The organism is Actinosynnema sp. NPDC059797 (assembly GCF_042732085.1).
Lineage (GTDB): Bacteria > Actinomycetota > Actinomycetes > Mycobacteriales > Pseudonocardiaceae > Actinosynnema.
Window position 1 is genome coordinate 1 of the sequence record NZ_JBHWIE010000093.1, and the last position, 25924, is coordinate 25924.

The following is a 25924-nucleotide window of genomic DNA, read 5'->3' on the forward strand; positions in this document are numbered from 1 at the left end:
GTCGTCGGTGCCGGGGGCGTCGGCTGCGGCGACGCTGGACGAGCTTCCTCGAACACACCATCTCCCTGCGGGGGAACCGGTCGGATGGTCAGGTGCTCGGGTTATCGGCGGATCACCGCGCCCACCTCAACGTTCGAGCGGCCCACCACACGATGGTGTGGTGGGCCGCAACCGAACGCCGGGGTGATCGTTTATAGGCCTTCCGCGCCGCTCTCGGTCGTGGTCGTGGTGGTGACCGGCGGGGTGGTCGTCGTCGTGGTGGTTGTGGTGGTGACCGGCGGGGCGGTCGTGGTGGTGGTCGTCGTCTGCGTGGGACCGCCGGGGTTGCCGGTCTGCTGCGGCGGCTGGGTCTCCTCGACCGTGGTGGTCGTGGTGGTGCCGTCCGGCCTGGTCACCGTGGTCACGCGGGTGCGGCGCGGGGTGGTCGTCGTGGGCGCGGTCGACGACGACTCGGTCGTGGTGGTGGTCGTCTCGGCCGTGGTCGTGACGACGGACGAGGAGCCGCCGGTGGGCACCGTGGTGAGGATGTCGCGGGACACCACGTCCTCGCGCGGCGTGGACCCCGCGGGCGCGGCGCCGGTCGTCGGGGCCGCCATCGAGGCGACCGCGGCGAAGATCGTCGACACGACGACACCGGACGCGGCCAGCAGCACGTGCGGCGACACGCGCAGGCGGGGGCGGTCGGGCTCCGGGGTCTCGTACAACGGTGCTCCCAAGGGTCGCTCGGTGGAGGTCTACCAGCCGAAGTTCTGGGTCCAGTACCAACCGCGGGTGTCCAGGCCGACGCCGATGGTGGTGAACCCGCAGTTGAGGATGTTGCGGCGGTGCCCGTCGGAGTTCATCCACGAGTTCATGACCTGCTCGGCCGACCGCTGGCCCTTGGCGATGTTCTCGCCGCCGGGGTTCGGGTAGCCCGCGGTCCGCATCCGCTGGGCGAAGTCCACGCCGTCGGGGGTGGTGTGCGAGAAGTAGCCCCGCTCCGCCATGTCGGTGCTGTGCTCCTGGGCCGCCTCGACCACTCGCTCGTCCACGGTCAGCGGCTCGCAGCCGGCGAGGTCGCGCGCCTCGTTGACCAGGGCGACGACCTCGTCCTCCGGCAGCACCTCGACGGGCTCGGTGGTCGTGGTGGGCGCGGTCGAGGGCTCACCGGGCGCCGTGGTCGTCGTCGCGCCGGTCGTGGTGGTGGTCGCCTCGGTCGTGGTCGTCGTCGTGGTGGTGGTCGTGGCCGCGGTCGACGTGGTCGCCCCGGTCGTGGGGACCGCGCCGGGCTCGTCGGGGCCCGCGGGCTCGCCGACGCCGCCCACGCCACCGGTGCCGGTCCGGTTGTCCGGCGCCGCGCTCTGTGCTGCGGTGTCCCCGACGAACGGGGCCAGCTGCTCCGGGCCGGCGAAGGCGACACCGGTCGCACCGGCCGCGCCCAGCAGCAGGCCGACGAGTCCGCCGATCACGGATCGGTTACCGCGCCGTGCACTCACGGTCGCGCACCGTACCACTAACGAGTGAAGTGACAGGATGGCTGGCGTGGCTGAAGCAGAACGGACCGTGCGTCTCACCGCCTGGGTGCGGGGCCACGTGCAGGGGGTCGGCTTCCGGTGGTGGACCCGGGCCAGGGCCCTTGAGCTGGGCTTGGTCGGTTCCGCCTCCAACCTGCGGGACGGCCGGGTCGAGGTGAACGCCGAGGGGCCGGAGTCCGCCTGTCGGGACCTGCTCGTCGCGCTGCGTTCGGGCACCACCCCCGGTCGGGTGGAATCGGTCGTGGAGCGCTGGTCGGAGGCGCGCGGGGGCATCACGGGTTTCGCGGAACGTTGAACGCGCGCGGGGCCGGTGGCGTAGTACACCGATGTGGACCGTGGCGAAGATGTCGTCAGGCAGCTGTACGGCCGTTGGCGCGGCCCGCTGCACGGCTACGTCCTGCGCATGGTGGGCGGTGACCACCAGCACGCGGAGGACGTGGTCCAGGAGACGCTGCTGCGGGCCTGGCGGCACGCCGACCAGCTGACCCCGGCCGAGGCCGGGCCGTGGCTCTACACGGTGGCGCGCAACCTGGTGATCTCCGGCTTCCGCAAGCGCGACGGCAAGCACTCCGAGGTGCCGATCGAGGCCGAGCACCTGCCGCCGGTGGCGGACGCCGTCGACCACGTGCTCCAGAGCTGGCAGGTCGCCGAGGCGCTGCGCGCGCTCACGCCCGACCACCGGAACGTGGTGGTCGAGCTGTACTACCGCAGGCGGTCGGTGGCCGAGGCGGCGGCGGTGCTGGGCATCCCGCCGGGCACGGTCAAGTCCCGCTGCTTCTACGCGCTGAGGGCGCTGCGCGACGCGCTGGAGGAACGCGGGGTGACCCAGTCGTGAGCTGCACGCACACCGTCGCGCTCGGCGCCTACCTGCTCGGTTCGCTCGACCCGGCGGAGCGGGCCGGGTTCGAGCGGCACGTGCCCGGCTGCGCCACGTGCCGCCGGGAGATGGTGCGCCTCGCGCCGCTGCCGGGGCTGCTGGGCCAGGTGCGGCTGGAGGACCTGGAGCTGCCGTTCGACGACCCGGAGCCGGAGCCCGCGCTGTGGCCGCTGCCCGCCGGGCCGGAACCCGCCGCCGCCCGCCGGTGGCCGCGCCCGGCGGTGCTGGTCGGGGCCGCCGCGCTGGTCCTGGTGCTGCTCGGCGCGGTCCTGCTGGTGCCCCGGCTGCTGGAGGACGACCCGGCCGGGGTGACCTGGCAGGCCACCAACTCCTCGTCCGGCGCGGCCGCCGACATCGAGCTGGTCACCAAGAGCTGGGGCACGGAGCTGTGGATGACCCTGCGCGACCTGCCCGAGGACGCGCGCTGCGCCCTGGTCGTCCACGACCGGGCCGGGCGCACCGAGATCGGCGGCTGGTGGGGCACCGACCACCCGGAGGACGAGCGCATCCCCGGTTCCACGTCCTTCCGGGTGGACGAGATCGAGCGCCTGGACGTGGTGGTCGACAAGCGGGTGCTCGTGTCGGTGAGACCGTGATCGCGCAGGTCAGCGCGCCTGCGCCGGGCGCGCGGCGTTCTTGGGTACTCTGCCGGGCGTGCACCTCAAGAGCCTGACGCTGAAGGGCTTCAAGTCCTTCGCCTCGGCTACCACGCTGCGCTTCGAGCCCGGCATCACCTGCGTAGTCGGTCCCAACGGGTCCGGCAAGTCGAACGTGCTCGACGCACTCCGCTGGGTGATGGGCACGCAGGGCGCCAAGGACCTGCGCGGCGGCAAGATGGAGGACGTCATCTTCGCCGGCACGTCCGGCCGCGCGCCGCTCGGCCGCGCCGAGGTGACGCTGACCATCGACAACTCCGACGGCGCGCTGCCGATCGACTACGTCGAGGTGTCGATCACCCGCCGGATGTTCCGCGAGGGCGCCACCGAGTACGAGATCAACGGCAACTCGTGCCGGCTGATGGACATCCAGGAGCTGCTGAGCGACTCCGGCATCGGCCGCGAGATGCACGTGATCGTCGGCCAGGGCCAGCTCGCCGCGATCCTGGAGTCCAAGCCCGAGGAGCGGCGGGCGTTCGTCGAGGAGGCCGCGGGCGTCCTCAAGCACCGCAAGCGCAAGGAGAAGGCGCTGCGGAAGCTGGAGGCGATGCAGGCGAACCTGACCCGCCTGACCGACCTCACCGCCGAGCTGCGCCGCCAGCTCAAGCCGCTGGGCAAGCAGGCCGAGATCGCCCGCCGCGCCCAGGTCGTGCAGTCCGAGCTGCGGGACGCGCGGATGCGCCTGCTCGCCGACGACCTGGTCACGCAGCGCGAGGCGCTGGCCCGCGAGGAGCGGGACGAGGCCGCCGCCCGCGCCCGCCGCGCCGAGGTGGAGAAGTCGCTCCAGCAGGCCCAGTTCCAGCAGAACGAGCTGGAGGACCAGGTCGCGGCCGACGCGCCCCGGCTCCAGCAGGCCCAGGACACCTGGTACCGGCTGTCGGCGCTGGAGGAGCGGTTGCGCGGCACGGTGCGGCTGGCCGTGGAGCGGGAGCGGCACCTGTCGGCGGCCGTGGAGGCGCCGCGCGGCGGGCGCGACCCCGACGAGCTGGAGGCCGAGGCCGAGCAGACCGCCGAGCTGGAGCAGGAGCTCCAGGACGGGGTGACCGAGGCGCGGGTCGGGCTGGCGGAGGCCGTGGAGACCCGCGCCGAGCTGGAACGGGTCGTGTCCGCGGCGGAGAAGGCGCACCTGGCCGCGGTGCGGGCGATCGCCGACCGGCGCGAGGGGCTGGCCCGGCTGTCCGGGCAGGTGGAGGCGCTGCGGTCGAAGACGAGCGCGACCGCCGAGGAGATCGAGCGCATGTCCGCCTCGCTGGCCGAGGCGGTGGGGCGCGCCGAGGTCGCGGCGGCGGAGCTGGCCGAGGCCCGCGAGGTGACCGGCACCGAGGACGAGGACGACGAGGGGCTCGACGAGCGGCACCGGCTGGCCGTCGAGGCGAACGACGCGGCGCGGTCGCGGGTCGAGGAGCTGGTCAAGGCCGAACGCGCGGCGGAGCGCGACATCGCGTCGTGGCAGGCGCGGGTGGACGCGCTGTCGCTGGGCCTGACCCGCAAGGACGGCGCGGGCGCGCTGCTGGCGTCCCGGCTGCCGGGCCTGCTCGGCTCGGTGGCGGCGCTGCTGACCGTGGAGCCGGGGTACGAGGTGGCGCTGGCGGCGGCGCTGGGGCCGATCGCGGACGCGGTCGCGGTGGCGTCCGGGTCCGACGCGGTGGCGGCGCTGGAGCTGTTGCGGGAGCAGGATGCCGGGCGGGCCGGCGTGCTGATCGGCGGCACGGGCGAGGTCGACCGGTCGGGCTGGCCCGCGCTGCCGGCCGGCGCGCGGTGGGCCGCGGAGCTGGTGGGTGCGCCCGAGGCGCTGCGGCCCGCCCTGCACCGGGCCCTCGACCGGCTGGCCGTGGTCGACGACCTCGCCGGGGCCCGGGAGCTGGTGGCCGCGCACCCGTCGGTGCGGGCGGTGACCCGCGAGGGCGACGTGTTCGGCGGGGACTGGGCGGTCGGCGGTTCCGGCCGCAGCCAGAGCGTCATCGAGGTCCAGGCCGCCGTGGACGAGGCGTCCGAGAAGCTGGCGCTGGCCGAACGGGCGCTGGAGCAGGCCGCGGCGTCCCTGGAGGGCGCGCGGGCCGAGCAGCAGGCGAGGCGCGCCGAGGTCGCCGCGGTGAAGGAGCAGCTCAACGAGGCCAAGGTGCGCCGCGCCCGGTCGTCGGAGCGGCTCAACCGGCTGGCGGCGGCCGTGCGGTCGGCCGAGGCCGAGGCCGAGCGGGCCCGCGCGCAGCGCGCGAAGGTCGAGGCGGCCCGCGAGGAGAACCTGCTGCGGCTGGCGGAGCTGGAGGAGCGCCTGCTCGTCGCCCAGGAGGAGCAGGAGCTGGACGACGAGCCGGACACCGCGCACCGCGACGAGCTGGCCGCCGAGCTGGCGTCCGCCCGGCAGGGCGAGGTCGACGCGCGCCTGGCGCTGCGCACCGCCGAGGAGCGCGCCCGCGCCGTGCAGGGCAAGGCGGACGCCCTGCGCCGCGCCGCCCGCGCCGAGCGCGAGGCCAGGGAACGCGCCCAGCGGGCCCAGGCGTCCCGGGCGCGGGGCGCGGTCGTGGCCAAGGCCGTGGTGCGCGGCGGCGAGGCGGCGCTGGAGCGGATCGCCGAGTCGCTGTCCCGCGCCGCCCGCGAGCGCGACGCCGCGCAGGAGCGCAGGACCCGCCGCGAGGCGTACCTGTCGCAGGTGCGCAGCTTGGTGCGGGAGATGTCGGTGGAGCTGGAGAAGCTGACCGACGCCGTGCACCGGGACGAGGTGCTGCGCGCCGAGCAGCGGATGCGCATCGAGCAGCTGGAGAACAAGGTCGCCGAGGACTTCGGCATCGGCCTGGACGACCTGGTCGGCGAGTACGGGCCGGACGTGCCGATCCCGCCGTCGCCGCAGGAGGTGGCCGAGTACGAGGCCGCCAAGGAGCGCGGCGAGGCGGTGACCGCGCCGCAGCCCATCCCGTACGACCGCGACACCCAGGCCCGGCGCGCCAAGCGGGCCGAGCGGGACCTGTCGCTGCTGGGCAAGGTCAACCCGCTGGCGCTGGAGGAGTTCGCCGCGCTGGAGGAGCGGTACAAGTTCCTGTCCAACCAGCTGGAGGACATCAAGGCGACCCGGCGCGACCTGCTGACCGTGGTGAAGGAGGTCGACGACAAGATCCTGGAGGTCTTCACGTCGGCCTACGAGGACGTCGCGCGCGAGTTCGAGGTCGTGTTCAAGGTCCTGTTCCCCGGCGGCGAGGGCAGGCTCGTGCTGACCGAGCCGGACGACATGCTGACCACCGGCATCGAGCTGGAGGCGCGCCCGCCGGGCAAGAAGGTCAAGCGGCTGTCGCTGCTGTCGGGTGGCGAGAAGTCGCTGGCGGCGGTGGCGATGCTGGTCGCGATCTTCCGCGCGCGGCCCTCGCCGTTCTACGTGATGGACGAGGTCGAGGCGGCGCTGGACGACACCAACCTGCACCGGCTGATCGGGTTGTTCGAGCAGTTGCGGGAGAGGTCGCAGCTGCTGATCATCACGCACCAGAAGCCGACCATGGAGATCGCCGACGCGCTGTACGGCGTGTCGATGCGGGGTGACGGCATCAGCCAGGTGATCTCGCAGCGGCTGCGGGGCCGGGAGGAGAAGCCGAAGGCGGCGGCCAAGTCCGGGCCGAAGGCAGCCGCGCCCGAAGCCTCTGAACCTGAAGTCACCGAACCCGAAGTCACCGAACCCGAAGTCACCGAACCGGAAGCCGCCGAACCCCGAGCCGCCGGAGCCGAAGTCACCGGGCCCGAAGCCGCCGGAGCCGAACCCGAAGCCGCCGGGCCCGCCTGACGCCGGCGCCCCGCCCCTGGGGGCGGGGGATCACCCGGTCGGCCTAGCGGCGCGCGTCCAGCCGGGCCGCTTCCTCCGGCGTCGGCGCCGTCCCGCCCAGGTGCGCGGGCTGCCACCACTGCCCCTCGCCGGGCTCCGGGTACCGCCGCTGGGCCTCGTCGAGCAGCTCCTGCATCCGCGTGCGCAGCGCCTCGTCCGTGGTCGGCTCGATCGGCGCGCCCACCACGATCGTCACCGGCACGTGCCGCTGGGTCAGGTCCTTGGGCTTGCCCTTGGTCCACAGCCGCTGGGTGCCCCACAGCGCCACCGGCAGCAGCGGCACCCCGGCCTCGGCGGCCAGCCGCACCGCGCCGCTCTTGACCTCCTTGACCGTGAACGACCGGCTGATCGTGGCCTCGGGGAAGATCCCGACGACCTCGCCGGCCCGCAGCGCCGCCAGCGCCTGCTGGTAGGAGGCCTGGCCCGCGCTCCGGTCCACGGGGATGTGGTGCATGCCGCGCATCAGCGGTCCGGAGACCTTGTGCTCGAACACCTCGTGCTTGGCCATGAAGCGCACGAACCTCTTCGCGGGCAGCGCCCCGAACCCCGCGAAGATGAAGTCCAGGTAGGAGACGTGGTTGGAGGCCAGCACGGCCCCGCCGGTGGTCGGCACGTGCTCGGTGCCGTCCCGGGTGATGCGCAGGTCGAGCACGCGGAACATCAACTTGCACGCGGCGATCACCGGCGGGTACACGCGATCAGGCATGACGCCCAGAATACGTTACTGACCAGTAGTCGCGCTGTTCGAGTGTTCGCGGACCACCTTCGGCGCGCCGGCCAGGTCCTCCTCGTTGCACAGCAGTTTCAGGTTGTAGTACGGCGAGCCCTTGGTGTCGTCGTAATCCAGGTGCACCGCGATCACGTCGACCGCTTCGCCGAGCCACTCCTGGGTCTGCCGCAGCCAGATCGCCGCTCGTTCCAGCGCGCTGGGCAGGTCGTCGTCACTGAACTCGACCGGCCGGTAGGGGACGTCCTGCACCTTGTCGCGCTGGTGGGAGGGCATCGGGAGGTCTACCGCCACCCCGGTGTCATTGAGTTCGAGTTGGATCGTTTCCTCACTCACCCTCCCAGGGTTCCCCACAGCACCACGCCCGGCAACACCTACTCCGGCACGATCGGCAACTCGGCCAGACCGCTGACCAGCACCCGTCGCCACGCCAGCTCGTCGACGGGGCGCGCCGGGCGCAGGCCGGGGAACCTCCGCAGCAGCACTAGCAACGCCTCCTGCAGCTCCACCCGCGCCAGTTGCGCGCCCAGGCAGAAGTGCGGGCCGACGCCCAGCGCCAGGTGCTGGTTGGGCGCGCGGGTGAGGTTCAGCTCATCCGGCTCCGGGAACGCCCGCGGGTCCCGGTTGGCCGAGCCGATCGACGCCATCACGCCCTCGCCGGCGCGCACCCGCACCCCCGCGACCTCCACGTCCTCCAGCGCGATCCGGAGCTGCCCCACGTCGCTGAGCCTCGTGAACCGCATCAGCTCCTCGACCGCGACCGGCACCAGTTCGGGCTCGGCCGCCAGCCGCTCCCAGTGCCGCCGGTCGCGCAGCAGCGTGGCCACGAAGCTGGTGATCTGGTTGGCCGACGTCTCGTGGCCGGCGACGAGCAGGTTCAGCGCGAACGCCACCAGCTCGTCGTGGGTGAGCGGGGTGGCGCACAGCTCGTCGAGCACGTCGTCCGACCGCCCCGCGCGCCGCTTGTCGGCCACCAGCGCGCCCATGTACTCCAGCAGGCCCGCCATCGCCGCCTCGACCCGGGGCCGCTCGGACACCTCCAGGCTGTAGGCCAGCTCCACCCACCCGCGGAACCGCTCGCGGTCCGCGTACGGCACGCCGAGCAGCGTGCAGATCACCTGGATCGGCAGCGGCAGCGCGAACACCCGCCGCAGGTCCGCGCCTGCCACCAGGCCGTCCGCCAGCTCCTCGCACAGCTCGCGCACCCACGGCCTGGTCGCCTCGACCCGCCGGTGCGAGAACGCGCCGGACACCAGCTTGCGCAGCCGGGTGTGCTCGGGCGGGTCGGTGGTCGGCAGGGTGTTGGGCAGCGGTTTGGACACCCCGGCCCGAGGCGCGCCCGGCGCCACCACGGCCGCGCGCGAGAACCGGGGGTCGGCCAGCACCAGCTTCACGTCGTCGTAGCGGGTCACCAGCCACACCAGCGCGCCCGTGAGGGTGCGCGCCCGGACCACGGGCGCCTCCTCCCGCAGCCGGGCCCAGGTGGGCGAGGGGTCGAAGGCGAAGGCGTCGGGGAAGGGGATGTCCAGGACGCCGTCGGCGGGGTCCCCGTGCGCGGGGGCGCTGTCCGTCATGCCACCGACGCTAGGAGGCCGGCGGTGCGCTGTGCCAGCGCCAACCTTCGCGCCTGGGCAGCTCGCCGAGCGGCGCGCGGCCGTTGGCCCACAGCAGGGTGTCCACCGGGTCGTGGCCGGTCGGCGCGTCGGGGAACAGCCGGGCCACCACCTCCTCCGCGTACCGGGGCGGCGGCTCGAACGCCACGGCCAGCCCCCGCCCGGCGTCGTGGGTGTGCACCAGCATCTCGTCGCACGCCATCGCGGCGAACCCGGCCGCGTCCGACACGCCCCACGCGTGCCACCCCCGCGCGCCCTCGGGCACCGCCGCCAGCACGGACGCGAGCACCGACGCGGAGGTCTCCAGCGTCCGCACCAGGTCGCGGGGCGCGCTGTCCGGCCGCACCCGCACCTCCGCCGTGCTCAGCTCCACCGGCCCCGCGGCCAGGTCGGTGGCGTACCAGAGCACGCTGTCGCAGGTGTGCGCCACCACCTGCGCCACCGTCCGGTCCAGGTCCGGCACGACCGCCGTCCAGTCGGCCTCGGCCACGCCGTCCAGGAACGCCGCGCAGTGCGCCGCGACCTCCGTCACGTCCTTCGCGTCCACTGTCGGAAAACTCCCTCGCGTTAGTCAGACCCGCGAGCGACCATCTCAGACATGTACGACATCCGTCCCGCCACCCAGGCCGACCTGGAGGCCGTCACCGCCCTGGTGCTCCGGCTGCAGGCCGACGACGCGCACCACATCGGCTACCTCGGCGAGACGCTCGGCGAGGTGGCCGAGGAGCTGGCCGAGTTCGAGCCCGACTGGCCCTCCTGCACCGTCGTCGCCGTCGACGACTCGGACCGCGCGTGCGGCGCGCTCAGCATCGAGGTGGACACCGAGCTGCGCCGCGCGTTCCTGCACGGGCCGTTCGTGGACGTGCCGGTGAACCACCCGGCGGGCAGCCGCATCTGGGACCAGACCGCCGACGCCCTGTACGCCGCCGCCGCGCCGCTGCTCGGTGACGTCGCCGACCGCGAGCTGCTGGGCCACACCGGGCACCGGCGGCTGGCCGCGTTCGCGGAGCGGCACGGCTTCTCCGCCGCCCGACCGTGCGGCATCCACACGCTGACGGGCGACGACCTGCGGAACCTGCTGCTGCGGGAGGTGGGCTGCCCGCGCACCGGCCCGGCGCGCGAGATGCGCCTGCTGCCCACGGACCCCGCCGTGCACCAGGCCGTCGCCGTGCTGCACGAGAGGTGCTTCCCCAAGACCTACCTGTCGGGCCGCTCCCTGGTGGACGGCAGCCGGGACCACACCGTCGTCGTCGCGATGGACGGCGACCGGGTGCTCGGCTACGCCTCCGGCAAGGCCGACCCGGCCGAGTTCTACCTCGACTTCGTGGCGGTGGAGCCGGAGGTGCGCGGCAACGGCGTGGGCGCGGCCCTGGTCACCGAGCTGATCTGGAAGCTCGCCGAGAAGTCCGGGGCCCGTCCCCAGGCCGCCGCCGCGATCCTGGCCGGCAACCGGTCGTCCCAGCGCCTGTTCGAGCGCCTGGGCTTCCGGCTGCACCTGGAGCTGGTGGCCTACCGCGCGGGCAAGGCGGCTTGAACGGGGTCGTCGGTCCTGTGCCGCAGCGACAGCAACCCGCCGACGACCAGCGTGACCAGCACGCCCAGCGGCGTGTACCAGGGGTAGGCGAGCGCGAACACCTTGTTCGCCGGCGCCGCGGCGGCGAAGTCGACCACCAGGCGCGCGTCGGGTCCGACGAACTTCACCCCGAGGATCACGAACGCCATCACCACCACGGTCACCCCGAACGCCACGACCGCGTCGAGCTGCCGGGCCCGGCGGAACAGCAGCCCCAGCAGGAACGCGCCCAGCAGCGCGCCGTAGGTGAACCCGGAGATCGACAGGCCCTGCTCGACGATCGGGTTGCCGCGCCGGGTGAACGACGCGAACAGCCCGGCGCACACGATCAGCAGGCCCGCCCACACCACGGTCCACGCGCGGCCCTGCCGGAACACCTCCTCCTCCGTCATCGGGCGCCGCCGCACGCGCTGCACCACGTCGGTGACCGTCGAGGACGCCAGCGCGCCCAGCGACGACGACAGCGCCGCCGCGAGGATGCCCGCGATCACGAAGCCGGACAGCCCGGACGGCATCTCGTTGACGATGAAGTGCGCGAACAGCTCGTCGTTGTTGTTCAGGCCGAGGTCCTTCACCGGCGCGGCGGCCCGGTAGAAGGCCCACAGCATCACGCCGATGAACAGGAACAGCGCGAACTGGAGGAACACCACCACGCCGCTGGCGATCAGCGCCTTCTGCGCCGCGCGCACCTCCTTGGTGGCCATCAGCCGCTGCACGATCAGCTGGTCCGCGCCGTGCGAGGCCATGGACAGCACCGCGCCGCCGATGAACGCGGTCGGGAGCGCGTACTGCGAGGTCAGCGGGTTGGAGGCGAGGTCGAGGACCTGGAACTTGCCCGCGTCGGAGGCGCCGGAGAACCAGCCGTCCGGCAGCTTCCCGCTCAGCACCGAGATTACCGCGACCGCGCCGAGGACGTACCAGAGCATCTGGATCGCGTCGACCCACACCACGGCCCGCACGCCGCCGAGGAAGCTGTAGACGACCATCGCCACGCCCAGCACCGCCACGATCGCCCAGTACGAGGCGTCCACGCCGTAGGCGGACAGCACCACCTTGACCGGGATGGCCGTGGCGAACAGCCGCAGGCCGTCCGCGAGCAGGCGGGTCACCAGGAACGTCACCGAGGCGGTGCTCTGGAGGCCGCCGCCGAACCGCTTGCCCAGGAACCCGTAGGCGGTGATCAGCTCGCCCGCGACGTACTTCGGCAGCAGCACGAACGACACCACGACCCGGCCGATCAGGTAGCCGATCGCGAGCGACAGGAACGTCATCGTGCCGAGGTAGCCGACCGTGGGCACGCTCAGCACCGTCAGCGTCGACGTCTCCGCCGACACCACGGACACGCACACCACCCACCACGGGATGCGGCGCTCGCCGACGAAGTAGTCGGTGGCCGACCGCTGCCTGCCGCCGATCCACACGCCCAGCAGCGGCATGCCCACCAGGAACAGCACGATGATGCCGACGTCAAGTGCGCGCACGTGGTCCTCCATCCCAGGGCCGCTGGTGGCGGCCGATCCTCAGACCGCGGACGGCGGTCACCGCGGGTTCCGGCAGGCGCGGCGGGAAGCGGCCGGGGGTGATCGACCCCAGCGGGCGCGGTCCGGCGGCGCCGGTGGCGGACGGCACGTTGGCGGGTAGGCCGTGCCAGGTCAGGAAGCCCAGCAGGGCGGCGAGGTAGGCCTCCTTGCCGTCGGCGGGCAGGCCGAACTCGTCGCTGGCGCGCAGGTCCACGTGCCGGCGCAACGCGTCGACGAGGGCGGGGTTGCGCATCCCGCCGCCCGAGCCGATGACGACGCCCTCGCACCCGGCGGCGGCCGTGCGGGCGGTCAGCTCGGTGAGGGTGGCCAGGAAGTCCTCGGCCTGGACGGTCATCCCCTCGGCGACCCGGTCCAGGTAGGCGCGGTTGAAGTGCTCCTTGCCGGTGGACTTGGGCGCGGGGAGCGCGTAGTACGGGTCGGCGAGGAGGCGGTCGAGCAGCTCGGCGTCCACCCGCCCGCGCCGGGCGAACTCGCCGTCGGTGTCCTGCGTGCGCCGGCCGCCGGTGAGGACGGTCATCGCGGCGTCCAGGAGGGCGTTGCCGGGCCCGGTGTCGTAGGCGATCACCCCTTCGGGCGAAACCCTGGTCACGTTGGCGATGCCGCCGAGGTTCAGCGCGGTGGCCGGGCCGTCGAAGTCGGCCAGCCACAGGGCGTCCAGGGTGCTCGCCAGCGGCGCGCCGTGCCCGCCGGCGGCGACGTCGCGCGACCGGAAGTCCGAGACCACCGGCAGGCCGGTGGCTTCGGCTATCCACGCGGGCCTGCCGAGCTGGAGCGTGCCCAGGCAGCGGCCGTCCTCGACCTCGTGGTGCACGGTCTGCCCGAGCGAGGCGACCAGGTCGCCCCGGTACCGCGCGGCCACCTCGGCGAACGCCCGGCCGAGCCCGATGTCCAGGGCGCACAGCTCGGCGGCCGAGGTCGGCTGCCCCCGCAGGTGCTCGGGGAACGGGTGCTCGGCGTGCTCGACGGGTTCCAGGTGGACGGTGGGACCGTCCAGGGACAGCTCGGCCACGGCCACGTCGATGGCGTCCATCGAGGTGCCTGAGATCAGCCCGATCACCCTCACGACTGTGGTCTATTGCACACCGGAGGGTGCGCGCAAGAGTGGTGGTGGGAAAGTTGCCTGATCTCGACGTGGTTCGTCGAACGGCAACATGCGCGGGTCGTGCGAGGATTGCCCGGTGACCACCACGACCCTGATCTGGATCATCGTCGTCGTCGCGGCACTGCTCCTGGTCGCCCTGGTGACGGGCGTCGTGCTGTCCCGGCGGCGGCGGATCAGCCTCACCGAGCCCGAGCAGGACAAGCCCGCCCAGGGGTACCGGGCGGGCGGCGCGATCACGTTCAACGCGCCCGCGCCGCCGCCGGTGGTCGAGCGGCCCGAACCGGAGGTGGTCGAGAAGGCCCCGCCGCCGCGCGTCGCCGAACCGCGCGCCGCCGAACCGCCGGCCGTCACGCCGTCCGTCACGCCGCCCGCCGCGGACCCGGTCGTCGAGCCGGTCGCGGGACCCGCGGCGCCGGACGTGGTGCCCGACGTGGCGCCGGTCGAGCACCCGGTGGCCGACCGCACCGAGGTCGACGGCCAGCCGGGCGTCGGCGACGACGCGTCCGTGCCGCGCGACTCGGTCAAGCGCGGGTTCGTCGAGGTCGACCTGCCCGAGCAGGCGTCGGAGATCGACGAGATCGAGCCGACCGAGGGGCGGCTGGAGCGGCTGCGCGGGCGGCTGTCCCGGTCGCGGTCCACGTTCGGCCAGGGCCTGCTCGGCCTGCTGGGCGCGGGCGACCTGGACGAGGACTCGTGGACCGACGTCGAGGACACGCTGCTCATGGCCGACCTCGGCGCGGCGATCACCGACGAGGTGGTGGCCGCGCTGCGCGGGCAGATCGCCGCGCGGGGCGTGCGGACGTCCGACGACGCGCGGGCGATGCTGCGCGACGTGCTGGTGGGCGTGCTGCACCCGGAGATGGACCGCGCGGTCAACGCGCTGCCGCACTCGGGCAAGCCCGCGGTCGTGCTGGTGGTCGGCGTCAACGGCGTCGGCAAGACCACCACCACGGGCAAGCTGGCACGCGTGCTGGTGGCCGACGGCCGGACCGTGCTGCTGGGCGCGGCGGACACCTTCCGCGCGGCGGCGGCCGACCAGCTGGAGACGTGGGGTTCGCGCGTAGGCGCGTCGACCGTGCGCGGCGCGGAGGGCGCGGACCCGGCGTCGGTGGCGTTCGAGGCGGTCAAGCGCGGCGTGGACGCGGGCGTGGACACCGTGCTCATCGACACGGCCGGCCGCCTGCACACCAAGACCGGCCTGATGGACGAGCTGGGCAAGGTCAAGCGCGTGGTGGAGAAGCAGGCGGCGGTGGACGAGGTGCTGCTGGTCCTCGACGCCACCACCGGCCAGAACGGCCTCACGCAGGCCCGCGTCTTCGCCGACGTGGTCGACGTGACCGGCATCGTGCTGACCAAGCTCGACGGCACCGCCAAGGGCGGCATCGTCTTCCAGGTCCAGCGGGAACTGGGCGTCCCGGTCAAGCTCGTCGGCCTGGGCGAGGGCGCCGACCACCTGGCCCCCTTCGAACCGAAGGCCTTCGTGGACGCCCTCCTGGGCTGACCCGCGAGTCGTACGTCCAGGCTGACCGTGTCGTACCTGCAGGACCCCCGAGTTCAACGTTCAGGACGAGAACCGTCCGACGCGAACGTGCAACTCGGGGGTCCTGAACGTACGACTCGCGGGTCCTGGACGTACGACTCGCGGTTAGTCGGGGCAGTGGTGCCAGCACTCTTTCAGGTGGCCCGTGGAGGTCACGTGGTGGTGCAGGGGCGCCAAGGGGGAGCGGATCACGTGGGGGCGGATCGGCGGGGGAGTGGGAGGGGAGGACCGGGGCGGGAGGGGGCGGCCCGGGGACGGGGTGCGCCAGGTCCGGCGGTTGGTGGCCCGGACCCGGGCGCCGGGGTAGGCGCGCCGGTGCTCGGCGATCAGGTCCACCAGCCACGCCACCCGGTCGGCCGGGGTGGTGGTGGGCGCCGGCGGGAGCTCGGTCCCGTCGCACCAGCGGCCCACCACCTGGTGATCGGTCCAGAACAGGGTCAGCGTGCGTCCGCGGTGGGTCGTCGTCACCCGGTGATCATGCCGCGAAGAACGTCTTCGCCCGCGCCAGCGCGGTGGTGTCGGACAGCACGTCACCCGGTCGGTTCCCGACGCCGACCAGGCCGCCGCCCCACGTCATCTTCGTCCAGCGCGCGGCGCGCTGGAGCGCGTCCAGCAGCGCGTCGGCCTGGTGGTGCTCCTCGGCCAGCGCGGTGACCACCCACAGCGTCTTGCCCGCCAGGGTGTCCAGGAAGCCGGGGATGCGCTCCCAGTTCGACCAGTGGTCCAGGTAGCGCTTGGTCGACGACGACACGCTGTACCAGTAGGTCGGCGAGGCGATCACGATGTCCGTGGCCTCCAGCGTGGCGTCCAGCAGCAGCTTCTCGTTGCCCTTCGGGTCGGGCCGCTCGCTGACCGGGTAGCGGATGTCCCGGTACTCCTCCAGCGGCACGTCGCCCAGCCACAGCCAGCGCTGCTCGACGTCGCCGAGCTGCTCGGCCGCGATCCTCGCCAACTGCTCGGTGTTGCCGTCGCGGCGCGAGCTGCCCAGCACGAACAGGAACTTGCGGTCGGTCATGCCGTCCCCCAATCATGTGTATGTACGTGCATGTAATCTACCCGCAAGCGAGGTCCAGTCAAGTCCGTCCCGGGGGTCAGACCTGGGCCGCCTGGGTCGACAGCCGCTCCGCCATCCGCAGCACGTCGGGCAGCATCCGCGCCACGGCCTCCCTGGTCAGCCGGCTGTCCGGCCCGGACACCGACACCGCCGCCGGCGCGGGCGCGCCGCGCAGCGGCACCGCGACGCACCGCACGCCCAGCTCCTGCTCGCTCTCGTCCAGCGCGTACCCCTGCTCGGCGACCCGGTCCAGCGACGCCAGCAGCTCCGCCGCGTCGGTGATCGTGTTCGGCGTGTACGCGGGCAGCCCGGTCCGCCCCAGCAGCGCCCGCACCTCGTCCCGGGGCAGCATCGCCAGCATCGCCTTGCCCACGCCCGTGCCGTGCGGCAGCACCCGGCGGCCGACCTCGGTGAACATCCGCACCGAGTGCCGCGACGGCGCCTGCGCCACGTACACGACCTCGTCGCCGTCCAGCACGGCCAGGTTCGCCGTCTCGCCGACCTGGTCCACCAGCTCCGCCAGGAACGGCCGCGCCCACGTGCCGAACTGCCGCGACGCCGTCTCGCCGAGCCTGATCAGCCGCGAGCCGAGGGTGTAGCGCCGGTTGCTGTTCTGCCGCACGTACCCCAGCGCGACCAGCGTGCGGATCAGCCGGTGGATCGTCGGCAGCGGCAGCCCGGACGTGGCCGCCAGCTCCGACAGGCTCGCCTCGCCACCCGCGTCGGCGAGGCGTTCCAGCAGGTCGAAGGCTCGCCGCAGCGACTGGACGCCACCGGTGGACTCCCGGGCCACGGCCACCACTCCTTCGTTGCCGTTCCGCTTCGCGGAAACTATAGTCCGCTGAGCAGAAGTCGACTCGGAGCAGAGGTGGCCTCCATGCCTGGTGTTCGCGTCCTCGGCGGCGAAGTGGAGCGCGGGGACGAGGTCCTCACCCCGGACGCGCTGGAGTTCGTGGCCGAGCTGCACCGGGCGTTCGCGCCGCGGCACGCCGAGCTGATGCGCCGCCGCGCGCAACGCCGCCCGCTGGGCTTCCTGCCCGAGACGCGGGCCGTGCGCGACGGCGACTGGCGGGTCGCCGAGGCGCCCGAGCCGCTGCGCGACCGGCGGGTCGAGATCACCGGCCCGACCGAGCGCAAGATGACCATCAACGCGCTGAACTCCGGCGCGAAGGTGTGGCTGGCCGACCTGGAGGACGCGAACACGCCGCACTGGCACAACGTGGTCTCCGGCCAGGTCAACCTCCGCGACGCGGCCCGGGGCGACATCGCGTTCACCTCGCCGGAGGGCAGGCGCTACGCCCTGCGCGACGACGTGGAGCGCCCCGCGATCGTGGTCCGCCCGCGCGGCTGGCACCTGCCCGAGAAGCACCTGGAGGTCGACGGCGAACCCGCCGTCGGCGCGCTGGTCGACTTCGGCCTGCACTTCTTCCACAACGCCGCGCTCGGCCGGCCGTACTACTACCTGCCGAAGATGGAGAGCCACCTCGAAGCCCGGCTGTGGAACGACGTGTTCACCGCCGCGCAGCAGCGGCTCGGCGTACCGCACGGCACGATCCGCGCGACCGTGCTGATCGAGACCATCCCGGCCGCGTTCGAGATGGAGGAGATCCTCCACGAGCTGCGCGACCACGCCTCCGGCCTGAACGCCGGCCGCTGGGACTACCTGTTCAGCGTGATCAAGTACTTCCGCGACGCGGGCCCGGGCGCCGTGCTGCCCGACCGCAACAGCATCACCATGACCGCGCCGTTCATGCGCGCCTACACCGAACTCCTGGTGCGCACCTGCCACAAGCGCGGCGCGTTCGCCATCGGCGGCATGGCCGCGTTCATCCCGAACCGGCGAGACCCCGAGGTCACGGAGAACGCGCTGGCGAAGGTGCGCGCGGACAAGACCCGCGAGGCGGGCGACGGGTTCGACGGCTCCTGGGTGGCCCACCCCGACCTGGTGCCGGTGTGCCGGGAGGTCTTCGACGAGCGGCTGGGCGACCGGCCCAACCAGCTCGACGTGCTGAGGCCCGAGGTGTCCGTCACCGCCGAGCAGCTCCTGGACTTCGCCTCCGCCGGCGGCCGCGCGACCCGTGCGGGCCTGGAGTCGGCCGTGGACGTCGGCGTGCGCTACCTGCTGTCGTGGCTGGGCGGCAACGGCGCGGCGGCCATCCACGACCTCATGGAGGACGCCGCCACCGCCGAGATCTCCCGCTCCCAGCTGTGGCAGTGGGTGCACAACGGCGTGGTGCTCGACGACGGCACGCCGGTGACCGCCGACCTGGTGCGCGAGGTGCTGGCCCGCGCGGGGCGGGAGCTGGGGGGCGACCACCTGGACCTGGCCGTCGAGCTGTTCGAGCGGGTCGCGCTGTCCGACGAGTTCGTGGACTTCCTGACCCTGCCCGCCTACGAGCGGATCGGCTGACGTGCCCCGGACCTCGCTCGACCCGGGCGCGGTGCGGGCGCTCACCGCGCGGCTGACCGACGTGGAGCCGAGGTGGCCGGTCGGCAGGCAGCCCGTGCACACCTGCTACGTCCCGGCCGACCGGGTCACCGCCTCGACCGTGCGGGACTGGGGTTCGCGGGCGGTCGAGGCGCTGGACGCGCACCCCGACCTGGTCGGCCTGCTCGGCGTGCCGGCGGTCGTGCCGGACCGGGTGCGGGCCAAGCTCGCCGCCGAGCCGGTGGAGGACCTGCGGGTCGACTTCGAGGACGGCTACGGCGCCCGCCCCGACGACGAGGAGGACGCCGACGCCGAGCGCACCGCGCTGGTGGTGCGGGACTGGCTGTCCGACGGCGTCGCGCCACCGCGCTTCGGCCTGCGGATCAAGTCGTTCGACACGGCGGCGCTGCGCGAGCGCGGCCTCCGCACCCTCGACGTCTTCCTGACCGCGCTCGGCGGCGCGCCCGAGGGGCTGGTGATCACCTTCCCCAAGGTCACGTCGGTGGCGCAGGTCGAGGTGTTCGGCGAGGTGCTGGACCTGTTCGGGCTGCCGCTGCGGTTCGAGGTACAGGTCGAGACGACGCGGTCGGTCGTCGACCCGGAGGGGCGGCTGGCGCTGCCGCGGTTCATCGAGGCCGGCCGGGGCCGGATCAGCGGCCTGCACTTCGGCACCTACGACTACACGGCGGGCTGCGGCCTCGGCGCGGCGCACCAGCACCTGGCGCACGGCGCGTGCGACTTCGCCCGCCACGTCATGCAGGTGTCCGCGGCGGGCACGGGCGTCGAGCTGTCCGACGGCTCGACCAACGTGCTGCCGGTCGGCGACCGGGTCGAGGAGGGGTGGCGCACGCACTACGGGCTGGTGCGCCGGTCCCTGGCGCACGGCTTCTACCAGGGCTGGGACCTGCACCCGGCGCAACTGGTGACCCGGTACGCCGCGGTGCACGCGTTCCACCTGGAGGGCGTGGCGGCCGACGCGCGCAGGCTCCGGGCGTACGTGGAGCGCGCCGGCGGCTCCGTGCTGGACGAGCCCGCCACCGCCCAGGCCCTGTCGGCGTCGTTCCTGCGGGCGCTGGACTGCGGCGCGCTGGCCGAGGACGAGGTCCGCGACGCCACCGGCCTGGGCCTGCCCGAGCTGCGTGAGCTGGCCCATCGCCGGATGGGGTGATACCGGCCGCTCGCCGGGCCGAACCGCGCCCGAGCCGCCATCGTGGTGCGCATGACCATGCGCGCCGGGTTGTGGACCGGGCTGCCCGACCTGGAACGGGCCGAGTTCCGCTACCAGGTGGTGGCGTGCGAGGCGGACGTCGACCTGCTCATCGAGGCCCTGGCGCGGCCCGGGTGCAACGACGGGATGCTGGAGCACTTCGGCCGCGACGTCGACGACGAGGGCGAGAGCGACCACAACCTGGTGCTCGCCGTCCGCGGCGGGTGGGGCTACCTGAACTACGTCGACGACGAGTTCACCGGCTGGCCCAAGGGCGACCCGGGCGCGCCGTTCGTGGACGAGCCGTACACGGACTTCCCGCCGGGCGTGGGCGTGCCGCTGCCGGTGTTCCGCGCGATCCTGCTGGAGTTCCTGGCCACCGCGCGGCGGCCGACCGTCGTGGACTGGTACGAGGAGTCCGACCTGTTCCACTCCTGGCGGCTCCAGCGGATGGCGCGCTACGAGAGGTGAACGCGGACTAGAAGGCCGGCAGGGTGTGCCAGGCGAGCCCGGGGTCCTCGGCGTCGTCGCGCAGCACCGATCCCTCGATGAGCCCGTACGGCCGGTCGGCGGCGTGGAACACCTCGTTGTCGTTCGTCAGCCCGAACGGGGACAGGTCGACGGCGAAGTGGTGCCGGTTCGGCATGGACAGCCGGACCTCGGCCACCTCCGGCCGGGCCAGCAGCACCGCCTCGCCCATCGCGTAGAGGGTCTGCTGGAGCGACAGGCTGTGCTTGGCGGCGAAGGTGGTCAGCAGCAGCCGCCTGATCGCGGCGTGCGCCCCGGCCCAGTCGACGGTCCCGCCCCGGTAGCGCCAGCGGGCGGTGACGGAGGTGGCGAGCACGCGGTCGTCGGTCTCCGGGAGCGTCGTGTACTCGTCGCGGGGGAAGCCGTGGAACTCCGAGCCGGTGGTCTTGAGCACCACGAGGTCCCGCACGCCGGACACCACCCAGGCCCGGTCGCCGTCGACGGTCACGGCGGTGGTGCGCTTCTCGGCGCCGCCCGCCACGAACGAGTGGTCGTGGCCCTCGATCCGCTGCCACGGGTGCTCGTCGACCAGGACCCGCGCGCCGGTGATGGCCTCCTGGGAGGACACGAAGTGCCGGGCGAGCCGCAGCGCGAAGTCCTCGATCTCGCCGACGGGCCGCTGCCGGGCGAAGGCGTGGACGGTGTTCTTCTGCGTGTCGGTGGCCAGCACCTTGGCGTTGTCGCCGGTCAGGTGGGTGTCCGCGAGGTCGCCGCGCAGCGAGGTGCTCACGGTCAGGTCCTTGACCCCGTGCACGTCGCCGTCCCGCGACACCACGACGAGGCGGATCTCCGCCTTCCCGTACTGGTTCTCCCCCAGGACGATGGCCACGGCTCAGCTCCCTCTGTAGGTGGTGTACGCGAACGGGCTCAGCAGGACCGGCACGTGCAGGTGGTCCCCCTCGACCCGGAAGGTCACGGTGATCTCCGGGTAGAACGGGGTGTCGACCTCGAACACCAGCCGGTGCGCGCCGGGCGACAGCTGTTCGGCGAACCGCAGCCGCCCGTCTTCGTCGGTGCGCCCGGTGGCCAGCACCTCGCCGTCGCGCTCCAGGCGGACCGGCACGCCGACCCGGGGCCGACCGGCCTCCGCGTCGAGCACGTGGGTGGACAGCGTGGTCACGTCAGCACCTTCCCCAGCCGCAGCGCCGCGATCCGGGCCAGTTCCCGGTTCACCACGCGCAGCTCGACGTCCGGCGGGTTGTCCAGGCGCGCGGTGAGGTCGGCCAGCACCCGCTCGCCGCTCAGCCCGGTCGCGCACACCAGGTAGAGGTGCCCGAAGCGCTCCTCGTAGGCGGCGTTCGCGGCGGCCAGCCGCGCGGAGGCGGCGACGCCGGACTGCTCGTCGGCGGACCACCCGGCGCCGGGCCCGCCGCCCGTCGCCCGCTCGCCGATGCGCGGGTGCGCCGCGAGGGCGGCGCGGACCTCGTCGTCCGACAGCGCCTCGGCGGCCCGGTTCGCGGCGGTGAGCAGTGCGTCCGCGTCCGAGTAGGGCCTGCCGGCCAGCACGGCGTCGACCCAGCGCGGCACCGCGAGGCACTCGGCGAGCAGGGGGCGGAGGTCGTCGGGGTGCGCCGAGTTGAACGCGGGCAGGTCGGGCATCGGCGCCCCCTCTTCTGTATCGCGGAACCGCGTTTCCGCCTTGGCGGGACGGTACGAGCGCCCCCCGGACGTGTCAACGGCCCGGCGACCGCCCGCCCCGGCGGCCGGATCGGAAACGAACCCGGAACACCGGGGTGGTCGCCACGCGCCGCGCCGGCTGGGAAGGTGAGGCCATGGACCTGGTGCTGCGCGCGGCGCGAGTGATCACCCCGGACGGCGAGCGCGCGGCCGACGTGGGCGTGGCGGGCGGGCGCGTGGTCGCGGTGGCCGACCGCCTCGACGACGGTCCGGTGGTCGAGCTGGCGCCGGACGAGGTCCTGCTGCCGGGCCTGGTGGACACCCACGTCCACGTCAACGACCCGGGGCGCGCCGAGTGGGAGGGCTTCGGCACGGCCACCCGGGCGGCGGCGGCCGGCGGGGTCACCACGATCGTGGACATGCCGCTGAACAGCCTGCCGCCGACCACGACGCCGGCGGCGCTGGAGGTCAAGCGGGCGGCGGCGCGCGGCCGGGTCCACGTGGACGTGGGCTTCTGGGGCGGGATCGTGCCGGGCAACGCCGATGACCTGGTGGCGCTGCACGAGGCGGGCGTGTTCGGCTTCAAGTGCTTCCTGGTCCACTCGGGCGTGGACGAGTTCCCGCCCGTGGACGCAGCCGGGCTGCGCCGGGCCCTGGAGCGGCTGGCGCCGCTGGGCGCGTTGACGGTCGTGCACGCCGAGGACCCGCACGAGGTCACCGACCCCGGCCCCGGCTACCGGGCGTTCCTCGACTCCCGGCCGCACCGCGCGGAGACCAGGGCGGTCGGCTCGGTGGTGGAGCTGGCCGCCGGGACCGGCGCCCGGCTGCACGTGCTGCACCTGTCCAGCGCGGAGGCCCTGGCGCGGGTGCGGGAGGCGCGGGCGCGCGGGCTGGCGGTGACCGCGGAGACGTGCCCGCACTACCTCACGTTCGTCGCCGAGGAGATCGCGGACGGCGCGACGGAGTTCAAGTGCTGCCCGCCGATCCGCGACGCGGCCAACCGCGAGCTGCTGTGGCGCGCCCTGGGCGAGGGCGTGATCGACCTGGTGGTCACCGACCACTCGCCGTGCACGCCGGAGCTGAAGCGGGGCGACTTCGCCACCGCGTGGGGCGGCGTGGCGAGCCTCCAGCTCGGCCTGCCCGCGGTGTGGACCCAGGCCCGGCGGCGCGGTCACGCGCTGACCGACGTGGTGCGGTGGATGGCGACCAACCCGGCCGACCTGGTGGGGCTGGCGACCAAGGGCCGGATCGCGCCCGGCGCGGACGCCGACTTCGCGGTGTTCGCCCCGGACGAGGCGTTCGTGGTGGACCGGGCGGCGCTGCACCACCGCAACCCCGTCACCCCGTACCACGGCCGCCCGCTGTCCGGGGTGGTGCGGCGCACGTGGCTGCGCGGGCAGCCGGTGGACGACCGACCGCGCGGGCGGTTGCTGACGAGGGGAGGGGCATGACCGGGGCACCTGGCTGGACCCTGCTGCCGGACCTGGCCTGCCGGTCGGTGGGCGGCGGCGTGGTGTGGGCCAACGACGAGTCCTTCGCCGAGCGGGAGAACCTGGTCGAGCGGGCCGAGCCGGGGTACCGGCCGCACACGTTCGGCAACAAGGGCCAGGTCTACGACGGGTGGGAGACGCGCCGCCGCCGCGAGCCGGGCGTGGACCACGCGGTCGTGCGCCTCGGCCTGCCGGGCGTCGTCCGGGGCGTGGTCGTGGACACGGCGTTCTTCAAGGGCAACTACCCGCCGTTCGCGTCGGTGGAGGCGACCGCGGTCCGCGGTTACCCGAGCCCGGCGGAGCTGACCGGCTGGGAGACCGTGGTGCCGAAGTCGCCCCTGGAGGGCGACCGCAAGCACTACTTCGACGTGGCCGGCGGGCGCCGCTGGACGCACGTCCGCCTGACCATCCACCCGGACGGCGGCGTGGCGCGGCTGCGCGTGCACGGCGAGCCGGTGGTCGACCCGGAGCTGGTGGTGCCGGAGGCGCTGGACCTGGCGGCGCTGGAGAACGGCGCGTCGGTCGTCGGGTGCAGCGACATGTTCTACGGCTCGCCGAACAACCTAATCGCGCCGGGCCGGGCCCGGGTGATGGGCGAGGGCTGGGAGACCGCGCGGCGCCGGGACGACGGCAACGACTGGGTGGAGGTCGCGCTGGCCGCGGCCGGCGTGGTCCGCCTGGTGGAGCTGGACACCACCCACTTCAAGGGCAACGCGCCGGGCTGGGCGTCGGTGCGGGGCGCGCGGGGCGACGGCGGGTGGTTCGACCTGCTGCCCCGGACCCGGTTGCAGCCCGACACCCGCCACCGCTTCCGCGTGGCGGGGGGCGAGGAGGTGACCCGCGCGCGGCTCGACATCTACCCGGACGGCGGGATGGCCCGCCTCAGGCTGGTCGGCGCGCTGACGCCGGCGGGACTCGACGCGCTCACTAAGCGCTATCAGGCCGTAACCCGAACGAGGTGAAAGTTGTCAGCCTTAGGGCTGATCTTCTGTCCGACTTGAGTTGGTTGTGAGGGGCGCTACACCCCTGGAAGCCTGCGAACACCCTATCGGGTGACAGGAACTAGGGAGGAACCTGTGCGACCGAGCATCCGAGCGTTGAGCGGCGTCGCCGCCGCCTGCGCGCTCGCAGTGGGGACAGCGCCGTTCGCGTCGGCGGAAACACCGGGCGCGGAGGCGACAGCGGGCGCGGGGCGCGTCGAGTGGGCCCCGTGCGAGGAACTGGCCGAGGTGGAGTGCGGCGCGCTCAGCCTGCCGATCGACTGGGAGCGCCCCCGCGGCGAGCGGTTCGACCTGGCCGTCGCCCGCCGCAAGGCCACCGACCCGACCAAGCGCGTCGGCGTGCTGGTGATCAACCCCGGTGGCCCCGGCGGTTCGGGGGTCAGCTTCGCGCTGCGCGCGGACTCGTACTTCAGCCCCGCCGTGCTGGAGCGCTTCGACATCATCGGCTTCGACCCGCGCGGCGTGGCCCGCAGCCAACCGGTGAAGTGCTCGCTCGACCTGCTGCTGGACGCGCCGTCGGCCTACCCGGCCGACGAGGCGGGCTTCCGGGCGCTGGCCGCGTACAACCGCGAGCTGGCCGCCGACTGCCGCGAGCACTCCGGTCCGATCTACGACCACGCCGACACCCTGTCCGTGGTCAAGGACATCGACGCGCTGCGCAAGGCGCTCGGCGAGCGGAAGATCAACTACTACGGCATCTCCTACGGCACGCTCATCGGCCAGCAGTACGCCGAGGAGTTCGGCCGCGACATCCGCGCCATGGTCCTCGACTCGAACATGGACCACAGCCTGGGCACCCGGCGCTTCAACGAGACCGAGGCCGTGGGCGCCGAGGACTCCTTCCACGAGTTCGTGAAGTGGTGCGACCGCACCCCGTCGTGCGCCCTGCACGGCCAGGACGTGGCCGCGGTGTGGGACGACCTGCTCGCCCGCGCCGACCGCGGCGAGATCACCGACCCGGACGACCCGAGCCGGGTGGTGACCGCCGAGCAGCTCAGCGGCGCCGCGCTCGGCGCGTTCTACGGCCCCGACTGGGCGCCGCTCGCCCAGCTGATCGCGGACCTCCGCGCGGGCACGGCGGGCGCCGCGGCGTTCGAGGCGTTCGCGGCGCAGGAGACCGCGGAGAACCCGTTCGCCGCGGTGTTCTGCCAGGACTGGGCGATCCGCGTGAAGAGCCACCGCGAGCTGTCCGCGCTGGTCGAGCGGAACAACCGGCTCGCGCCGCACATGCGCGGCTCGTCCCTCGGGCACGGTGCGACCACCGGCTGCATCGGCCTGCCGGAGAAGGTGAACAACCCGCAGCACCGGCTGCGGATCGAGGACGCGCCCAAGATCCTCATGACCAACGCCCTGCACGACCCGTCCACGCCGTACGAGTGGGCGGCCAACGCCCACCGGCAGAGCCGCGACACCACCGTGCTGCTCACCTACGAGGGCTGGGGCCACGGCGTCTACGGCCGCAGCGACTGCACCACCGGCGCCATGGACGAGTACCTGATCACCCTCAAGACCCCGCGCGACGGCGCCCGCTGCGCGGCGGTCGAACCCCCGGCCCAGTCGGTCGCCGCGCTCGACGCGCGACCGCTGCCGAAGGGCCCGGCGCCCGGCGTGCCGGGCTGGCTGGGATAAGCGCACCCGGTCCGCGAGCCGC

The 25924-nt window shown here is 73.8% G+C and carries 26 protein-coding genes; 12 read left to right on the plus strand and 14 right to left on the minus strand.

The genetic code is table 11. The features are described 5' to 3' along the window. Positions 1-191: 191 nt before the first annotated feature. Positions 192-704: a hypothetical protein gene (locus ACFV4N_RS21440; RefSeq protein ID WP_499674330.1), complete on the minus strand. Its 513-nt coding sequence runs from the start codon at positions 702-704 to the stop codon at positions 192-194. 30 nt (positions 705-734) lie between these two features. Next, the gene (locus tag ACFV4N_RS21445; protein WP_499674331.1) at positions 735-1448 is read right to left on the minus strand and encodes a CAP domain-containing protein; all 714 of its coding nucleotides are present in this window, start codon (positions 1446-1448) and stop codon (positions 735-737) included. Positions 1449-1512: 64 nt separating this feature from the next. On the opposite strand from ACFV4N_RS21445, the gene ACFV4N_RS21450 reads away from it, so the two are divergent. The 4 genes from ACFV4N_RS21450 to smc are packed head-to-tail and all read left to right on the plus strand — an operon-like array spanning position 1513 to position 6813. Continuing rightward, complete coding sequence (locus ACFV4N_RS21450) at positions 1513-1809, plus strand: acylphosphatase (protein ID WP_499674332.1); 297 nt, start codon at positions 1513-1515, stop codon at positions 1807-1809. Positions 1810-1842: 33 nt separating this feature from the next. Continuing rightward, positions 1843-2349 (plus strand): sigma-70 family RNA polymerase sigma factor, encoded by a 507-nt coding sequence (locus ACFV4N_RS21455; RefSeq protein ID WP_499674333.1) that lies wholly within the window; start codon positions 1843-1845, stop codon positions 2347-2349. Next, positions 2346-2987 carry an anti-sigma factor family protein gene (locus ACFV4N_RS21460; RefSeq protein WP_499674334.1) on the plus strand — a complete coding sequence of 214 codons (642 nt, stop codon included), beginning with the start codon at positions 2346-2348 and terminating at the stop codon, positions 2985-2987. Before ACFV4N_RS21455 ends, ACFV4N_RS21460 begins: the two co-directional genes overlap by 4 nt. Positions 2988-3045: 58 nt before the next feature. Next, the gene (gene smc / locus ACFV4N_RS21465; protein WP_499674335.1) at positions 3046-6813 is read left to right on the plus strand and encodes a chromosome segregation protein SMC; all 3768 of its coding nucleotides are present in this window, start codon (positions 3046-3048) and stop codon (positions 6811-6813) included. Between the two features lie 43 nt (positions 6814-6856). Here the strand turns inward: smc and ACFV4N_RS21470 are convergent, their stop codons facing one another. Genes ACFV4N_RS21470 through ACFV4N_RS21485 form a run of 4 tightly spaced genes read right to left on the minus strand, consistent with a single transcriptional unit; the run spans position 6857 to position 9739 of the window. Then, the gene (locus ACFV4N_RS21470; RefSeq protein WP_499674336.1) at positions 6857-7558 is read right to left on the minus strand and encodes a lysophospholipid acyltransferase family protein; all 702 of its coding nucleotides are present in this window, start codon (positions 7556-7558) and stop codon (positions 6857-6859) included. Positions 7559-7573: 15 nt separating this feature from the next. Then, positions 7574-7915 (minus strand): hypothetical protein, encoded by a 342-nt coding sequence (locus ACFV4N_RS21475; RefSeq protein WP_499674337.1) that lies wholly within the window; start codon positions 7913-7915, stop codon positions 7574-7576. Between the two features lie 38 nt (positions 7916-7953). Then, complete coding sequence (locus tag ACFV4N_RS21480; protein WP_499674338.1) at positions 7954-9153, minus strand: cytochrome P450; 1200 nt, start codon at positions 9151-9153, stop codon at positions 7954-7956. 10 nt (positions 9154-9163) lie between these two features. Next, on the minus strand, positions 9164-9739 hold the full coding sequence (locus tag ACFV4N_RS21485) for a maleylpyruvate isomerase N-terminal domain-containing protein (protein WP_499674339.1): 576 nt from the start codon (positions 9737-9739) through the stop codon (positions 9164-9166). Between the two features lie 51 nt (positions 9740-9790). On the opposite strand from ACFV4N_RS21485, the gene ACFV4N_RS21490 reads away from it, so the two are divergent. Further along, positions 9791-10726, plus strand: a complete 936-nt coding sequence (locus ACFV4N_RS21490; protein WP_499674340.1) for a GNAT family N-acetyltransferase — start codon at positions 9791-9793, stop codon at positions 10724-10726. Here the strand turns inward: ACFV4N_RS21490 and ACFV4N_RS21495 are convergent. Continuing rightward, positions 10702-12246: a sodium:solute symporter gene (locus tag ACFV4N_RS21495; RefSeq protein ID WP_499674341.1), complete on the minus strand. Its 1545-nt coding sequence runs from the start codon at positions 12244-12246 to the stop codon at positions 10702-10704. The genes ACFV4N_RS21490 and ACFV4N_RS21495 overlap by 25 nt on opposite strands. Then, complete coding sequence (locus tag ACFV4N_RS21500) at positions 12233-13369, minus strand: anhydro-N-acetylmuramic acid kinase (RefSeq protein ID WP_499674342.1); 1137 nt, start codon at positions 13367-13369, stop codon at positions 12233-12235. Before ACFV4N_RS21500 ends, ACFV4N_RS21495 begins: the two co-directional genes overlap by 14 nt. Positions 13370-13484: 115 nt before the next feature. Here ACFV4N_RS21500 and ftsY point away from each other — a divergent pair, with 115 nt between their 5' ends. After that, on the plus strand, positions 13485-14909 hold the full coding sequence (gene ftsY / locus ACFV4N_RS21505; RefSeq protein WP_499674343.1) for a signal recognition particle-docking protein FtsY: 1425 nt from the start codon (positions 13485-13487) through the stop codon (positions 14907-14909). A gap of 144 nt (positions 14910-15053) precedes the next feature. Here ftsY and ACFV4N_RS21510 read toward each other — a convergent pair whose 3' ends face one another. The 3 genes from ACFV4N_RS21510 to ACFV4N_RS21520 form a co-directional block, all read right to left on the minus strand. Then, positions 15054-15416: a hypothetical protein gene (locus ACFV4N_RS21510; RefSeq protein WP_499674344.1), complete on the minus strand. Its 363-nt coding sequence runs from the start codon at positions 15414-15416 to the stop codon at positions 15054-15056. 7 nt (positions 15417-15423) lie between these two features. Next, positions 15424-15963 carry a flavodoxin family protein gene (locus tag ACFV4N_RS21515; RefSeq protein WP_499674345.1) on the minus strand — a complete coding sequence of 180 codons (540 nt, stop codon included), beginning with the start codon at positions 15961-15963 and terminating at the stop codon, positions 15424-15426. A 76-nt stretch (positions 15964-16039) separates the two neighbouring features. Beyond that, a complete protein-coding gene (locus ACFV4N_RS21520; RefSeq protein ID WP_499674346.1) occupies positions 16040-16801 on the minus strand; it encodes an IclR family transcriptional regulator in 762 nt (253 codons plus the stop codon). A 78-nt stretch (positions 16802-16879) separates the two neighbouring features. On the opposite strand from ACFV4N_RS21520, the gene aceB reads away from it, so the two are divergent. From aceB to ACFV4N_RS21535, 3 genes are read left to right on the plus strand one after another with little or no spacing between them, the layout of a single operon-like run. Then, positions 16880-18412, plus strand: a complete 1533-nt coding sequence (gene aceB / locus ACFV4N_RS21525; RefSeq protein ID WP_499674347.1) for a malate synthase A — start codon at positions 16880-16882, stop codon at positions 18410-18412. Between the two features lies 1 nt (position 18413). Beyond that, on the plus strand, positions 18414-19598 hold the full coding sequence (locus tag ACFV4N_RS21530) for a DUF6986 family protein (RefSeq protein ID WP_499674348.1): 1185 nt from the start codon (positions 18414-18416) through the stop codon (positions 19596-19598). A gap of 51 nt (positions 19599-19649) precedes the next feature. Next, the gene (locus tag ACFV4N_RS21535) at positions 19650-20108 is read left to right on the plus strand and encodes an Imm1 family immunity protein (protein ID WP_499674349.1); all 459 of its coding nucleotides are present in this window, start codon (positions 19650-19652) and stop codon (positions 20106-20108) included. Between the two features lie 7 nt (positions 20109-20115). Here ACFV4N_RS21535 and pucL read toward each other — a convergent pair whose 3' ends face one another. Genes pucL through uraD form a run of 3 tightly spaced genes read right to left on the minus strand, consistent with a single transcriptional unit; the run spans position 20116 to position 21764 of the window. Further along, positions 20116-20994, minus strand: coding sequence for a factor-independent urate hydroxylase (gene pucL, locus ACFV4N_RS21540; protein WP_499674350.1), 879 nt, complete (start codon positions 20992-20994; stop codon positions 20116-20118). 3 nt (positions 20995-20997) lie between these two features. Continuing rightward, entirely contained in the window at positions 20998-21285 is a 288-nt protein-coding gene (locus ACFV4N_RS21545) for a hydroxyisourate hydrolase (protein WP_499674351.1), read from the minus strand. After that, on the minus strand, positions 21282-21764 hold the full coding sequence (gene uraD / locus ACFV4N_RS21550; RefSeq protein WP_499674352.1) for a 2-oxo-4-hydroxy-4-carboxy-5-ureidoimidazoline decarboxylase: 483 nt from the start codon (positions 21762-21764) through the stop codon (positions 21282-21284). Before uraD ends, ACFV4N_RS21545 begins: the two co-directional genes overlap by 4 nt. 173 nt (positions 21765-21937) lie before the next feature. Here uraD and allB point away from each other — a divergent pair, with 173 nt between their 5' ends. The 3 genes from allB to ACFV4N_RS21565 all read left to right on the plus strand — a co-directional run bounded on the left by allB (position 21938) and on the right by ACFV4N_RS21565 (position 25902). Continuing rightward, positions 21938-23233 (plus strand): allantoinase AllB, encoded by a 1296-nt coding sequence (gene allB / locus ACFV4N_RS21555; protein WP_499674353.1) that lies wholly within the window; start codon positions 21938-21940, stop codon positions 23231-23233. Further along, positions 23230-24234 (plus strand): allantoicase, encoded by a 1005-nt coding sequence (gene alc, locus ACFV4N_RS21560; protein WP_499674354.1) that lies wholly within the window; start codon positions 23230-23232, stop codon positions 24232-24234. Before allB ends, alc begins: the two co-directional genes overlap by 4 nt. A gap of 135 nt (positions 24235-24369) precedes the next feature. Continuing rightward, complete coding sequence (locus ACFV4N_RS21565; RefSeq protein ID WP_499674355.1) at positions 24370-25902, plus strand: alpha/beta hydrolase; 1533 nt, start codon at positions 24370-24372, stop codon at positions 25900-25902. Positions 25903-25924 lie beyond the last annotated feature (22 nt).

Excerpts from the sequence above, each read along its gene's own strand:
- ACFV4N_RS21515 (WP_499674345.1), bottom strand. The coding sequence starts at position 15,963 with ATGACCGACCGCAAGTTCCTGTTCGTGCTGGGCAGCTCGCGCCGCGAC.
- alc (WP_499674354.1), top strand. The coding sequence starts at position 23,230 with ATGACCGGGGCACCTGGCTGGACCCTGCTGCCGGACCTGGCCTGCCGG.
- aceB (WP_499674347.1), top strand. The coding sequence starts at position 16,880 with ATGCCTGGTGTTCGCGTCCTCGGCGGCGAAGTGGAGCGCGGGGACGAG.
- ACFV4N_RS21535 (WP_499674349.1), top strand. The coding sequence starts at position 19,650 with ATGACCATGCGCGCCGGGTTGTGGACCGGGCTGCCCGACCTGGAACGG.
- ACFV4N_RS21450 (WP_499674332.1), top strand. The coding sequence starts at position 1,513 with ATGGCTGGCGTGGCTGAAGCAGAACGGACCGTGCGTCTCACCGCCTGG.
- allB (WP_499674353.1), top strand. The coding sequence starts at position 21,938 with ATGGACCTGGTGCTGCGCGCGGCGCGAGTGATCACCCCGGACGGCGAG.
- ACFV4N_RS21480 (WP_499674338.1), bottom strand. The coding sequence starts at position 9,153 with ATGACGGACAGCGCCCCCGCGCACGGGGACCCCGCCGACGGCGTCCTG.
- ACFV4N_RS21470 (WP_499674336.1), bottom strand. The coding sequence starts at position 7,558 with ATGCCTGATCGCGTGTACCCGCCGGTGATCGCCGCGTGCAAGTTGATG.
- ACFV4N_RS21490 (WP_499674340.1), top strand. The coding sequence starts at position 9,791 with ATGTACGACATCCGTCCCGCCACCCAGGCCGACCTGGAGGCCGTCACC.
- uraD (WP_499674352.1), bottom strand. The coding sequence starts at position 21,764 with ATGCCCGACCTGCCCGCGTTCAACTCGGCGCACCCCGACGACCTCCGC.